General features: G+C 70.6%; 13 protein-coding genes. 12 read left to right on the top strand and 1 reads right to left on the bottom strand.

The genetic code is table 11. The annotated features are described in order from the left end of the window. The first annotated feature begins 76 nt into the window (after positions 1–76). The 11 genes from BM290_RS05445 (at position 77) to BM290_RS48110 (ending at position 11734) form a co-directional block, all read left to right on the top strand. Positions 77–382 carry a YggT family protein gene (locus BM290_RS05445; protein ID WP_093610609.1) on the top strand — a complete coding sequence of 102 codons (306 nt, stop codon included), beginning with the start codon at positions 77–79 and terminating at the stop codon, positions 380–382. 43 nt (positions 383–425) lie between these two features. Beyond that, positions 426–1241: a DivIVA domain-containing protein gene (locus BM290_RS05440; RefSeq protein WP_093610607.1), complete on the top strand. Its 816-nt coding sequence runs from the start codon at positions 426–428 to the stop codon at positions 1239–1241. Positions 1242–1274: 33 nt separating this feature from the next. After that, on the top strand, positions 1275–2006 hold the full coding sequence (locus BM290_RS05435; RefSeq protein WP_093610605.1) for a hypothetical protein: 732 nt from the start codon (positions 1275–1277) through the stop codon (positions 2004–2006). After that, positions 2003–2305: a DUF167 domain-containing protein gene (locus BM290_RS05430; RefSeq protein WP_093610603.1), complete on the top strand. Its 303-nt coding sequence runs from the start codon at positions 2003–2005 to the stop codon at positions 2303–2305. Before BM290_RS05435 ends, BM290_RS05430 begins: the two co-directional genes overlap by 4 nt. 257 nt (positions 2306–2562) lie before the next feature. Further along, complete coding sequence (locus tag BM290_RS05425; RefSeq protein ID WP_093610601.1) at positions 2563–2982, top strand: TraR/DksA family transcriptional regulator; 420 nt, start codon at positions 2563–2565, stop codon at positions 2980–2982. After that, positions 2979–3557: a signal peptidase II gene (gene lspA / locus BM290_RS05420; RefSeq protein ID WP_093610599.1), complete on the top strand. Its 579-nt coding sequence runs from the start codon at positions 2979–2981 to the stop codon at positions 3555–3557. Before BM290_RS05425 ends, lspA begins: the two co-directional genes overlap by 4 nt. Before the next feature lie 41 nt (positions 3558–3598). After that, positions 3599–4483 carry an RluA family pseudouridine synthase gene (locus tag BM290_RS05415; protein ID WP_239143399.1) on the top strand — a complete coding sequence of 295 codons (885 nt, stop codon included), beginning with the start codon at positions 3599–3601 and terminating at the stop codon, positions 4481–4483. Between the two features lie 15 nt (positions 4484–4498). Then, positions 4499–5497: a RodZ family helix-turn-helix domain-containing protein gene (locus BM290_RS05410; protein WP_093611221.1), complete on the top strand. Its 999-nt coding sequence runs from the start codon at positions 4499–4501 to the stop codon at positions 5495–5497. 184 nt (positions 5498–5681) lie between these two features. Beyond that, entirely contained in the window at positions 5682–7130 is a 1449-nt protein-coding gene (locus tag BM290_RS05405; protein WP_093610595.1) for a MinD/ParA family ATP-binding protein, read from the top strand. A gap of 59 nt (positions 7131–7189) precedes the next feature. After that, the gene (gene dnaE / locus BM290_RS05400) at positions 7190–10720 is read left to right on the top strand and encodes a DNA polymerase III subunit alpha (RefSeq protein ID WP_093610593.1); all 3531 of its coding nucleotides are present in this window, start codon (positions 7190–7192) and stop codon (positions 10718–10720) included. A 30-nt stretch (positions 10721–10750) separates the two neighbouring features. Then, positions 10751–11734 (top strand): DUF2567 domain-containing protein, encoded by a 984-nt coding sequence (locus tag BM290_RS48110; RefSeq protein WP_177319586.1) that lies wholly within the window; start codon positions 10751–10753, stop codon positions 11732–11734. A 186-nt stretch (positions 11735–11920) separates the two neighbouring features. On the opposite strand, the gene BM290_RS05390 is transcribed toward BM290_RS48110, so the two are convergent. Beyond that, a complete protein-coding gene (locus BM290_RS05390) occupies positions 11921–12628 on the bottom strand; it encodes an LON peptidase substrate-binding domain-containing protein (RefSeq protein ID WP_093610591.1) in 708 nt (235 codons plus the stop codon). A 101-nt stretch (positions 12629–12729) separates the two neighbouring features. Here BM290_RS05390 and BM290_RS05385 point away from each other — a divergent pair, with 101 nt between their 5' ends. Next, entirely contained in the window at positions 12730–13548 is an 819-nt protein-coding gene (locus BM290_RS05385; RefSeq protein WP_093610589.1) for a hypothetical protein, read from the top strand. The last annotated feature ends 61 nt before the right edge of the window (positions 13549–13609 follow it).

Below are 13609 nucleotides of genomic sequence, written 5' to 3'. Positions count from 1 at the left end.
TGCCGCCCGTCGATCCTGCCCCGGCGGGTGACGCCAGATCCGGCTTTGATTGACCCGAACGAGGGATCCACCTGACGTGCTGTCGATCGTGCTCCAGATCCTCTACGTATTGCTGTACCTCTTCATGATGGTGCTGCTGGCCAGGTTCGTGCTGAGTGCCGTTCTCCAGTACGGACGGCGCTGGCAACCGAGCAGAGGCGCGTCGGCAGGACTCGAAGCCGTGTGGAGCGTCACGGATCCACCCCTCAGGGCGTTGAGGCGTGTGATCCCACCGCTGCGCATTGGTAACGTGAGTTTGGACCTGGCTTCCATCGTGCTGCTGGTTATCCTGTTCGTGCTCATGAACGTGGTACTCGCAAATTTGATTTCGAAATACAGCTAGACAGCAGCCCCAACCGCGGCCGCGACTGACCCGAGGAGTTTCGATGCCGCTGACCCCGGCCGACGTGCACAACGTCGCCTTCAAGAAGCCCCCGATCGGCAAGCGGGGGTATGACGAGGAGGAGGTCGACGCCTTCCTTGACGAGGTGGAGCGCGAGCTTGCCCGTCTGATCGAGGAGAACAACGAGCTGCGTGCCCAGGTGGAGCGCGGCGGGCGGGGTGGCGCTCCGGCCGGCCCGGGCGCCGATCCACGTCTGGCGGCCGAGCTCAACGACCTGAAAGCACAGCTGGACCGTGTGCAGCGGGACAAGACGGCGGCCGAGCAGGCGGCCCGTCAGATGCAGGCCGAGCTGGACCAGGTCCGTGCCCAGGGCCCCGGTCCCGGCGCTCCCGCCGGTGGCGCGGATGGTGAGCAGCAGGCTCTGCGCGTGCTCATGATGGCCCAGCGCACCGCCGACGACCATGTCGCCGACGCGCGCCGTGAGGCCGACAAGCTTCTCTCCGACGCCCGTTCCAAGGCGGAGGAGGTCACCCGTGAGGCGCGGGCCAAGGCCGACGCCCTCGAGCGTGACGCCCGTCAGCGCCACCAGGAGGCCATGGGCGGCCTGGACGCGAAGCGGACCGCGCTGCAGAAGCACATCGAGGAGCTGAAGCAGTTCGAGCGGGAGTACCGCACGCGCCTGAAGGCGTACCTGGAGAGCCAGCTGCGTGACCTGGACGGCCGTGGCCAGGGCCTCGAGGCCGAGCTGACCCGCGCCGACTCCGGTCGTGCCATCGGTGGCTCCGGTGGTCTCGCCGCCGCGGGTCTGGCCAGCTCCTACAGCGGTGGCCGTACCAACTCCATCGAATCGGGCCGCTGACCGCAGCCCACCGCACCGCGACGAGGATGAGCCATGATCGTTGCTAGTCTCCTGCTCATCCCCGTCGCGGTTCTGTTTCTCGCGCTGGGCCTGGTCAACGGCTCCAGCAGTCTGCTCATAACCTCGATCGTGGTCAGTCTGCTGGCCGCGGTCGCCCTGGTCATCGGCACCCGTCAGGCCGCGGCCAAGCGCGCGGAGGCGCCGGCCGCCCGGCCCGCTCGCCGGGAGCCGCCGCCGGCCTTCACCGAGGATCCGGCTCCCGCCGCGGACGACGCGATCCGGTATGCGGAGCCCGCCCCGGTCGATGTGGATCTCGAGGCGGACGCGGCACGGGCCGCCGGCGCGCGGGACACGGCGACCCGTCTGGGTGACCGGCGGCAGCCCCCCGCAGATGACGTCGATTCCGACTCCGCGGTCGATTCCGGCGTGCCCGCCGACGGGTCCGGCGAGCACGCCTGGCGGCCGGCGGCTGCCGAGACGGTGGATCAGGCCGACGAGTTCGCCGAGCCGGACGACGACGATCCGGACGACGAGCCGCTGCCGCAGTCGGTGCGGCCGGCCGACGCCGTGCTGATCGCGCGGTTCGACACCGAGGTGCTGGTGGTCGATGGGCGCCCGCGATATCACATGGCCGACTGCCCGCACCTGGTCGGCCGGCTGACCGAGGCGCTGCCGGTGAACGAGGCGGTCGAGCTCGGTTTCAGCCCGTGCGGGCTGTGTCGTCCGGTGGACCGGCTCGTCGCGGCCGTGGCCAACCAGCGTTGAGTTCGCGGCCGGCCGGGGTCTCGGTGCCGGTCCGGGTGCGGCCGGGCGCCGGGCGTACCAGGGTGGGCGGCTGTTACGACGGGCCGCACGGCCCGGCGCTGATCGTCGCGGTGGGCGCGCCCGCTGTCGACGGCAAGGCGACCGAGGCGGTGCGAAAGGCCCTGGCCGGCGCGCTGGGGGTGCGGCCGGGTGAGGTGTCGCTGCGGCTCGGCGCCACCAGCCGGGACAAGGTGTTCACCGTCACTGCGCCGCCGGATTCGTGGGCAGGCCGACTCGTGGACCTTCGTGACAACGGATAGTGATCACAAGGTCACGTGGGGTGTATCGTCGGTAATCCGGCAGCTGACTGGGTGCTTCCTGGGGTTATGTCGGATCTGGCGGTGATGGCGGGTTGTCGTGGTAGTTCACGTTCCGTATCCTTGCCACTCCCCGCCCGTGCGCGACCGTCGGCCGCGCCGTTTGTGCAGGACAGACCAGGGAGAGGGCGGCCCGGCACATGGCCGCCCGTTTTCGTAGACCGCTGATCGCCGCCGGACAGGCGGCCGAGGGAGCGACGATGGCCAAGGCAACGGAGACCCGGTCCGGATCCAACAGTGTGGCCGCGGAGCGGGTCCGGGACGAGGCGGAGACCGAACGGATCCGGCAGGCGCTGGTCGCGCGGCTTGATGAGCTGCAGGCCGAGTACGATCAGTCGCTCAGCGAGATCACCGAGCTGCAGCGCGAGCGGCTGGCCGACTCGGCCGGGGACGACCAGGCCGACACCGGGACCAAGACGTTCGAGCGCGAGCAGGAGATCACGCTGGCCAACACCCTGCTCGAGCGGATCACACAGGTCGAACGCGCGATCGATCGGCTCGGGTCGGGCAACTACGGTTGGTGCGAGCGGTGCGGCACCCAGATCCCGGTCGAACGGCTGGCTGCGTTCCCCTCCGCCACGCTCTGTGTTTCCTGTAAGCAGTTGGAGGAACGACGCTGAACGCCGACGAACAGGCCGGCCCACGGTTCAGGCCCCGTGCGGTGGCCGTCCTGGCCGCCACCGCGGTCATCGCCGTGGCGGTCGACCAGTGGGTCAAGCACCTCTCCACCGAGAACCTGGACCCCGGTGAGCCGGTCCGCATCCTCGGTGGCCTGATCTATCTGTCGCTGATGCGCAACGGCGGAGCCGCGTTCAGCCTCGGCAGCGACTACACCTGGATCTTCCCGGTGATCACGCTGGTGGTGGTCGGCGTGATCGGGTGGCTCGCGACCCGGCTGCGGTCGGTGCCCTGGGCGGTCTCCCTCGGCCTGGTGCTGGGCGGAGCGCTCGGCAACCTGGGCGACCGGCTGTTCCGTGCGCCCGGCCCGTTCCAGGGCCACGTCGTCGACATGATCAGCCTCTTCGCGCCGTACGCGGAGAAGTTCGCGGTCTTCAACATCGCCGACAGTTGCCTCACCGTCGGGGTCTGCCTGGCCGTGCTGCTGGAGCTGACCGGCCGGCAGCGTGACGGCACACGCCTGGTCAACGAGAAGAAGACGGCGGCCGCCGAGGCGGCCAAGGAGGAGACAGCGTGAGCGGGCAGCGTTCCCTGCCGGTGCCGGACGGGCTCGACGGGATGCGGCTCGACCAGGCCGTGTCCCGGCTTTTCGGGCTGTCCCGGACGGCGGCGGCCACCCTGGTCGAGTCCGGCGACGCGCTCGTCGACGGCGTGGCCCGGCTCAAGTCGGAGAAGGTGGCGGCCGGCTCCTGGCTGGAGGTCACCCTCCCGTCGCCGGCCGCGCCGCCCGCCGTGGTGGCCGAGCCGGTGCACGGCCTCGGCATCATCTACAGCGACGACGACATCGTGGTGGTCGACAAGCCGGTCGGCGTCGCCGCGCACCCCAGCCCCGGCTGGACCGGGCCGACCGTGATCGGCGGGCTCGCCGCGATGGGGCAGAACGTGGCCACCAGCGGCGCGGCCGAGCGGCAGGGTGTCGTGCACCGGCTCGACGTGGGCACCACCGGGCTGATGGTGGTGGCCAAGAGCGAGCAGGCGTACACGATGCTGAAGCGGGCCTTCAAGGAGCGTGAGGTGGAGAAGCGGTACCACGCCGTGGTCCAGGGGCACCTGGATCCGCTGCGGGGCACCATCGACGCGCCGATCGACAGGCATCCGACCGCCGACTGGAAGTTCGCTGTCATGTCCGGTGGGAAGCCGAGCGTGACCCACTACGACACGATCGAGGCGTTCCGGTCGGCCAGCCTGGTGGACGTGCGGCTGGAGACGGGGCGGACGCACCAGATCCGGGTGCACATGTCAGCCATGCGGCACCCGTGTGTGGGCGACACGGCGTACGGGGCGGACCCGACGCTGGCGGCCCGGCTCAAACTGGAGCGGCAGTGGCTGCACGCCCGGGAGCTGGCGTTCGTACACCCCCGAACGTATGAAGAGGTGCGGTTCGTCAGCGACTACCCTGACGACCTGAAACACGCGCTGGACGTCCTCCAGGACGCCGGCTGACCGTCGGGAGTGAACGTGGGCCCCGCGACCCGTATGCGGGCGGTCCTCGTCGGGTTCGGGGCCGCGGCGCTCCGGTTGCAGATCATGACCGGAGTGGCGCTGGCCGCTATCGGCGCACTGGTCGTCGTGGTCTTTCTCGCCCATCGTGAGGCGCCGGCCGGCGAGGAGCCCGGCGATATGCTCCGGGTGGGTGTCGTGGAGGGCCAGTCGGTCAGCGGCTATCTCCGGTCGTCGCGGGACGAACTGGCCCGTCTCAGGGACGCGCCGGGGCCGGTCACCGACACGTGGGCGCTGGTCGCCTTCAACCGGTACGCGGCGCCCGGCGAGTTGCCCGGGATGCTCGCCGGCGCCCAGGTGGCCGAGGTGTACACCCGAGTCCCCATGGAGGACGCGCGCACCCCGGTGCTCCGGATCCCGGTGGTCGAGCTGCCGGCGGACGTGACCGCGGGGATGGCCGGGGCGGCCCGGGCCCGCGACCGGGAGCAGGCCGATTACCAGCGGCTGGGTGCGGAGCTGAGCGGGGACGGGCGGACCGAGACGCGGCTGCGGACGGCGTATGCGAGCGCGGCCCGGCTGGCGGCTCAGGAGGCGGCGGCGTACCGGGAGGGCTGCGAGTGCGTCTTCGCCGCGGTGGTGCGTGCCACGCCGGCGGTGCTCGACGGGATCTCGGCCCGGCCCTGGGTGCGGGTGGTGGATCCGGCGCCGGAGGTGCGGCAACTGGACCGTACCGAGTTCCGCCCGCCGCTGCCGGAGGAGGTGGACGTGGTGGCACCGGATTCGTCGGCCGTGCCATCCCCGGTGGTGAGCGTTGCCTCGACGCCACCGGCACCGTTACCGTCGTCGATCGAGGCTGATGTGACATCCGCCTCACCCGACAATTCAGGCGGGACGCCCTCGCCTGCCGTATTCCCTTCCGACGGGTTGGGTGCCGTACCCTCGGCAGCGGACGCGAGTCCAGCTCATGACGGTGCGGGAGTGTCGCCTGGGGCGTCCAGCGGGGATTCCGGCCGTTAGGTTTTTCATCCCCGCAACGTCCGGGTGGAGGCTCGTGCACGACCGGTCCGGCAGCATGTGATCAAGAACGACCGGGGGATGGGCGGTCGGTCGGTGGCCCGAATAGGGTCTCATCCGTAGCCTGTCAGGGGCGAGCGAGACCATCGCCGTGAAAGATGCCGGGTAGGCGCAGAAAGGACGAGCCGTGGACGGGACCGAGACCGGCTGGGGCCGGCCTGCGGAACCAGCCCCGCGCTGGCGGGCGCTGCTCGACCGTGCCCGGCATGCCGGCCGCAGCGAGGAGCCGGAGGAGGCGCCCAAGCAGCCGGAGACGCCCCCGCAGCAGCAGCAACAGCAGCAGCAATGGGGTCAGCAGCTGCCGACCCGCGGCGCCGCGCCGGTGGGCCGCCCGGTCAATCCGCTCGACCCGCGGCAGGCCGGTGGGTATGAGCAGCGCCAGCCGCCGGCGGAGCCACCGCGCCCGGCCGTCCCGCAGCGCCCGGTCAACCCGCTCGACCCGCGATGGCAGGGCCGCCGGGAGCCGGAGCAGCAGCACAGCTTCTTCGAGCCGTCGCCGAGGCCGCAGCCCACACGCGACTACGGCTCCGCCTATCCGGCCAACGGGTATGCCCCGCCGGCCCCCAACGGCTACCCGCAGCCCTCCCAGGCGTATGCGCCTCAGCAGGCGTACCCGCCGGCGCCCGCGCCGCCCCAGCAGCCGCCCGCCCCGCAGCCGCCCGCGCCCCAGCAGCCCACCCCGCAGCCGGCGCCCGGCCGGGCCGCCGCGCCCGTCTCCCCGGCGCCCGGCGCGGCCCGGATCGAGTGGCGGCAGACCCGCTCCGAGGACGGCATGGACCGTGCCGTCGCGGTCATGCGACGCAAGCTGGGCAAGCCCCGGGTGCTGGCGTTCGCCAACCCCAAGGGCGGCGTGCACAAGACCACCGCCACCGTGCTGGCCGCGGCCACCATCGGCAGCGTCCGCGGGCGTGGCGTCCTCGCCTGGGACGACAACGAGCTGCGCGGCACCCTGGGCCTGCGGGCCGGCAGCGCGCGGCACGCGCGGACCATCAAGCACCTGCTGGCCGACCTGATGCGGATCGAGAGCCTGCACGGCGACGCCCTGCTCCAGGAACTCGACGCCTACCTGCGGCACGCCTCCGACGGGTCCTACGACGTGCTCGCCGGCGAGGAGAACCCACGCTTCGCCCAGCGGCTCGACCAGGGCACGGTGCGCCGCGTGATGGATCTGCTCCGCCGTACCCACGACGTGATCTGCGTCGACACCGGCAACAACGTGGAGAGCGTCAACTGGCAGACCGTCATGCGGTCGGCCGACCAGCTGGTGATCACCACGGTGCCCCGGGAGGACGCCGCCTTCACCGCCGACTGGATGCTCGACGTCCTGGAGGAGGGCGGGCAGGGCGACATGGTGGCCAACGCCGTGACGCTCATCTCGTGCCCGTCGCCGGGGCATCTGCCGCTCCTGGAGGACTTCAAACGGCACTTCGCGACCCGGACCAGGGCGGTCGCCGTGGTGCCGTACGACCCGGCTCTCGAGGTCGGCTCCTCCATCGAGTACGGCGACCTCCAGCAGGAGACCCGGCAGGCGTGGCTGCGCGCGGCGTCGGTGATGTTGGAGCCCTTCGCGGAGTAGGTTCTGTCGTACGCCGGGGCTAGGCTTCACGGCACCGTTCGCGGAAGAGGGGGTTCCGGGTGTCTGACTCGTTTGTGCACCTGCATGTGCACACAGAGTATTCAATGCTCGACGGGGCGGCCCGGGTCAAGGAACTACTCGCGGAGGCGAAACGGCTCGGCATGCCGGCCGCGGCGATCACCGACCACGGCAACATGCACGGGGCTTACGACTTCTACAAGCAGGCCAAAGACGCCGGCGTGATCCCGGTCATCGGGGTCGAGGCGTATGTGGCGCCGGAGTCCCGCCTGGACAAGAAGCGCATCAAGTGGGGCCGTCCCGAGCAGAAATCAGACGACGTCTCCGGTAACGGTGCGTATACGCACATGACCATGTGGGCGCGTAACGCGGTCGGCCTGAAGAACCTGTTCCGGCTCAACTCGCGGGCCTCCATCGAGGGCCAGCTCGGCAAGTACCCGCGGATGGACTTCGACATCATCGCGGAGCACGCCGAGGGCATCATGGGCACCACCGGCTGCCCGTCCGGCATCGTGCAGACCCGGCTGCGGCTGGGGCACTTCGACGAGGCGCTGAAGTCCGCGGCGATGTATCAGGAGGCGCTCGGCAAGGAGCACTACTTCCTGGAGATCATGGACCACGGCCTGTCGATCGAGAAGCGGGTCCGCGACGGCCTGCTGGAGATCGGCAAGAAGCTGGGCATCCCGCCGCTGGTCACCAACGACTCGCACTACGTGCACGAGGAGCAGTCCGCGGCGCACGACGTGCTGCTGTGCGTGCAGACCGGCAGCAACGTGGCCGACCCCAACCGGTTCCGGTTCGACGGCTCCGGCTACTTCGTGAAATCGGCCGACCAGATGCGCGCCGTCGACTCGTCGGAGGCGTGGCAGGACGGCTGCCGCAACACGCTGCTGGTCGCGGAGAAGGTGGACACCGAGGGGATGTTCACCTTCAAGAACCTCATGCCCCGGTTCCCGATCCCGGACGGGTTCACCGAGGAGGAGTACTTCCGGCACGTGGCCTTCGAGGGCCTGCGCCGGCGCTTCCCGGACGGCATCCCGGAGACCCACGTCAAGCAGGCCGACTACGAGCTGGGCGTCATCATCTCGATGGGCTTCCCGGCGTACTTCCTCGTGGTCGCCGACTTCATCCAGTGGGCGAAGAACAACGGCATCGCGGTGGGCCCGGGCCGTGGCTCGGCGGCGGGCTCGCTCATCGCGTACGCCATGGGCATCACCGACCTCGACCCGCTGCCGCACGGCCTGATCTTCGAGCGGTTCCTCAACCCCGAGCGCGTCTCGATGCCCGATGTCGACATCGACTTCGACGACCGGCGCCGGGCCGAGGTGATCCGCTACGTCACCGAGAAATGGGGCGACGACAAGGTCGCGCAGATCGCCACCTTCGGCACGATCAAAGCCAAGGCTGCGATCAAGGACTCGGCCCGCGTCCTGGGGTATCCGTTCGCGGTCGGCGACAAGATCACCAAGGCGATGCCGCCGGACGTCATGGGCAAGGGCATCACCCTCGGCGGCATCTTCAACAAGGACGACAAGCGGTACAACGAGGCCGGCGAGGTCCGCGGCCTCTACGAGACCGACCCGGACGTCAAGAAGGTGATCGACACCGCCCGCGGCATCGAGGGGCTGATCCGGCAGACCGGTGTGCACGCCGCCGGCGTGATCATGAGCGCCGAGCCGATCATCGACCACATCCCGCTCATGCGCCGGGCCAGCGACGGCGTGATCATCACGCAGTTCGACTATCCGACCTGCGAGACGCTCGGCCTGCTGAAGATGGACTTCCTCGGCCTGCGAAACCTGACCATCCTCGATGACGCCAACCGCAACGTCGAGCTCAACCACGGTCAGAAACTCGATCTGCTCGCCCTGCCGCTCGACGATCCGAAGGCGTACGAGTTGCTGGCCCGCGGCGACACCCTGGGCGTGTTCCAGCTCGACGGCGGGCCGATGCGCTCGCTGCTGCGCCTGATGAAACCGGACAACTTCGAGGACATCTCCGCCGTCCTGGCGCTCTACCGTCCCGGCCCGATGGGTGTCGACTCGCACACCAACTACGCGCTCCGCAAGAACAAGCTCCAGGAGATCACCCCGATCCACCCGGAGCTGGAGGAGCCGCTGCGCGAGATCCTCGAGCCCACCTACGGCCTGATCGTCTATCAGGAGCAGGTGCAGCGCGCCGCACAGATCCTCGCCGGCTACAGCCTCGGCCAGGCCGACCTGCTGCGCCGCGCCATGGGTAAGAAGAAGAAGGAGATCCTCGACAAGGAGTTCATCCCGTTCCGGGACGGCTGCCGCGAGCACGGCTACTCCGACGAGGCCATCCAGGCGGTGTGGGACGTGCTGGTGCCGTTCGCCGGCTACGCGTTCAACAAGGCGCACTCCGCGGCGTACGGTCTGGTCTCCTTCTGGACGGCGTATCTGAAGGCGCACTACCCGGCCGAGTACATGGCCGGCCTGCTCACCAGCGTCGGCGACGACAAGGACAAGATGGCCATGTATCTGGCGGAGTGCCGCCGCATGGGCATCCAGGTGCTGCCGCCCGACGTGAACCAGTCGTCCGGGCCGTTCACCCCGGTCGGCAAGGACATCCGGTTCGGTCTCGGCGCGGTCCGCAACGTCGGCGCCAACGTGGTCGAGGCGATCGTCCGGTGCCGCAAGGAGAAATCCGAGTACGCCGACTTCTACGACTTCCTGTCGAAGGTCGACGCGGTGGTGTGCAACAAGAGGACGATCGAGTCGCTGATCAAGGCGGGCGCGTTCGACTCGATGGGGCACAGCCGCAAGGGCCTGCTCGCCGTGCACGCCGAGGCCATCGATGCGTATGCGGATGTCAAACGCAACGAGGCGGCCGGGCAGTTCGACCTGTTCGGGGCGTTCGGTGACACCGCCGGTGGATCGGCCGCGGTGAGCATGCCCCCGATCGGCGACAGCGAGTGGGACAAGCGCGACAAGCTGGCCTTCGAGCGGGAGATGCTCGGCCTGTACGTCTCCGACCACCCGCTCGCCGGGCTGGAGATGATGCTCGCCAACGCGGCGGACACCAGCATCGCGGCGCTCAACGAGGACGGCTCCGTCCCGGACGGCCAGGTCGTCACGCTCGCCGGCATCCTCACCGGCGTCCAGCGGAGGATCACCAAGCAGGGCCGGTCGTGGGCGTCGGCCACCCTGGAGGACCTGGCCGGCGGGGTCGAGGCGCTCTTCTTCCCGAACACGTACGAGCTGGTCGGGCAGTACATCGCGGAGGACGCGATCGTGGTCGTCAAGGGCCGCATCGACCGGCGTGACGACCAGGCCCGGATCATGGCGATGGACATGTCCATCCCTGACATCTCGCACAACCCGGACAACAAGCCGGTCACCCTCACCATGCCGATCACCAGGTGTACGCCACCGCTCGTCGACGAGCTCAAGGAGATCCTGGTGAGCCACCCCGGCGACACCGAGGTGCACGTTCATCTGCAGAACGGCAGCCGGACCACGGTCATGCGGCTCGGCGGGGTCCGGGTCGCGGCGACTCCCGCCCTGCGCGCCGACCTGAAGATGATCCTCGGCCCGTCGGCCGTGGCCTGACGGTCCCGGACGATCTGGAAGGATCGCAGGGTGGCGTACCCGAGTGAACAGCCGGCGCAGCCTCTCGACGGGGCGGCCCATGAGGGGGCGGCCTTCGAGAGGCCGGCTTTCGACGGGCCGCCGCGGGCGGACTGGCGGCAGTGGTTCCAGCTGCCCGGCCGGCCCCGGCGGCGGGACCGGTCCCTCGCTGTCGGCTTCGGTGTGGCGGCGGCCGTCGCCGCACTGGGCGCGCTCCTCGGGCTGCTCTGGGGCAAGCTGGCGCCGGCCGTTCCGGTGATCAAGCTCGGCGACGGCTCGATCGTCGTCACCGACCCGTCCCCCGAGCAGTACATTGCGGCCGACGGCTGGTTCACCCTGCTGGGCCTGGGGTTCGGGCTGATCGTGACCGTCGTCGCGTGGCTGGCGCTACGCCGCGACCGGGGGCCGTTCCTGCTGCTAGGCGTCGTCGGCGGCGCCTTCGCGGCCGGCCGCTGGGTGGCCCCCGCCGTCGGGGAGATGCTCGGCCGAGACGCCTACGACCAGTGGCGCACGGCGGCGGCCCAGGGCGCCACCTACCTCGCGCCGCCGGAAGTGCAGTCGCTCGGGCCGAAACTGGTGCCGGCCTTCATCGCGGCCATCGTGCTGACCCTGCTGGCCGGCTGGTCCAACGATCCGGACCTCGACCATCCCGGCGCGCAGCCGGGTTACGGCCCCAATCACGGCTACCCGCCTTACCCCGGCGACCAGCCACCCTACGGCGCGCCGGGCACCGGCCCCTCCGGCGGTGAGTCTTACGGCGCGCCGGGCGCCTTTGGGCCGGGCGGTGAGACCTACCGGGCGTCGGGCGGTGAGCCCTCGTCCAACGGTGCACCGGGTGGGCCCGCTACTCCGTCCGCGGATGCGCTTTCGCCTTACGCACCACCGTCAGCGCCGACCAGCGAGGCCGTGGCTCCCGAACGGTCAGAGGAGAAATCGGTGGGCGGACCGCCCACCGGTTCCGGTCAGCCACATGAGGGGCCACGCCACCACGCCTGAGCGATGGCGGCATCGAGGTCAGCGCCGCTTGCCGTTGATGGCGTAGTGCTCTCGAGCCGTTCCGCTTCGGGCCGCATTCGGCCCGGTGGGCGCGTTGGGGTCTGGAGCGGCTTCGGGCGTCGCGGGGTAGGGCCGGGGCTGGGAATGTGCGGTCGGGGAGGGGCGGACCGTACCGAACAGGGGTTCTTAATTCGGGCTGGCCGGGCGCGCCAGATCGGACAGCGGGACCGGCACCGCTCTGACCCGGGCCAGCAGGCCCGCCTCGCGGGTGAGGATGCGCAGTTCGGAGCGGAGGCGGCCGGCGGTGTCGGGGGTGGCCAGGAGCATCTGGCGTTCCTCGACGGTGAGCTGGGCGGTCGCGGCGATCAGGTGGGACAGGACGGTCGGGTCGTCGGGCACCTGCTCGAGGACCTCGCTGTTGGGGCGCAGCAGCTCCAGATAGGTGCGGAACGCGGTCAGCACGCGCGGGGCCAGCAACTGGGCCGCGGGGCTGGGCTCGTCGTCCTCGGGGAGCCATTGGACGTTGGCCGTCAGGTACGGCTCGGCGCCCTGCTCGATGCTGAGCACGCTGAAACGGCGGCGGCCGACGGTCATGATGTCGAAGCGGCCGTCCGGCAGCTCGGTGACATGTCGCAGCTCAGCGGTGCAGCCCACCTCGTAGAGGTCGGCGGCGGCGACGAGGGGCGCGGGGGCGGCGCCGTCCTCCCCGGGGTCGGGCGCGACCTCACTGCCGTGCCTGAGGGTGACCACGCCGAACTCATGCGGTGTCCCCTCGGACTTGGCCACCAGCTCACGCACGAGAGCGCGGTAACGCTCCTCGAAGATGTGCAGGGGCAGCACCAGGCCGGGAAAGAGCACCGTGCTCAGCGGGAAGACCGGCAGCCGATCGCTCACGCTCTCAGCCTAGTCGCCCGCAGACCATGGTCAACCCGCCGAGGTGGCCGGGCATCGGTTATTCAGTCGCTCGGAGCGGTCATGATCGATATCTTTCCCCGGTGCCATCGAACTTCGACTGCCTGGGACTCGGGTCACTCGACCGGGACGGGCTGAACGCGTTGTTGCAGCGAATCCTGCCGGCGGCCGAGCTGATCGGCGAGTCCGGCGGGATCGCCGTGCGGCGGTGGACCGACCCGTCGGGGGTACGGCTGGTGTTCGGTCTCCGGGACGGCCGGCTGCTGGAGCTGCTGCCGTCGTTCGCCGGGGCGCCCGGTGCGAACCTGACCGAGGTGCGCCGGGTCAGTGACGAGATGGTCGTCGCGGACGTGGTCGACGACGACGGTGAGCAGGTCACCATGCTGGCCGCGGCCGCCGAGCAGCTGCGCCTGCTGCCGGCCGGCGGGGTGCCGGCCGCGGGCCGGGCCTCCATCGTGGCGCTCGGTGTGGGGGTCACGGTGCACGCCGATGAGGAGGCGTTCGCAGCCTCCGACGCCAGCCTGCTCAGCGGCGGGGACGGCGGTGACTCCGAGCCGCCCGCGCATTTCGTGGAGAACGGCTGGTCGTGGCCGCCGCGGATGGGCGCCGAGTCGTTCATCTCGTACGGGACGTTCGACCAGGAGAACGGCGACCCGGTCGCGCAGCTCAACGGTGTCGTCCTGGCCGCCGGCCGCCGCACCGTCGAGGCCACCGGCGGGGAGTTCTCGGTGGCCCGGGTCCGGACGGCCGGTTTCGAGGCGGACGTGTGCCTGCCCGGCGACGTGCCCACCCCGGCGCCGGGCAACGTGCTCGGGGGTGTCGTCTATCTCATCGCCGACCTGCCGTTCGTCACGGCGCCGGCGTCCGTTCCGGTGTCGAAGCGGCGATGGTGGAGCCGCTGACGTCCGGATTCCCCGGCTGACCGGCCGCGCTGACGTCTCAACGCCTGGGCCCGGCCGGTCG

It is taken from the genome of Actinoplanes philippinensis, from assembly GCF_900113015.1.
GTDB classification, from domain to species: Bacteria; Actinomycetota; Actinomycetes; order Mycobacteriales; family Micromonosporaceae; genus Actinoplanes; species Actinoplanes philippinensis.
The sequence above is the reverse complement of the archived record's forward strand: the minus strand, read 5'-3'. Positions and strand labels throughout refer to the sequence as shown.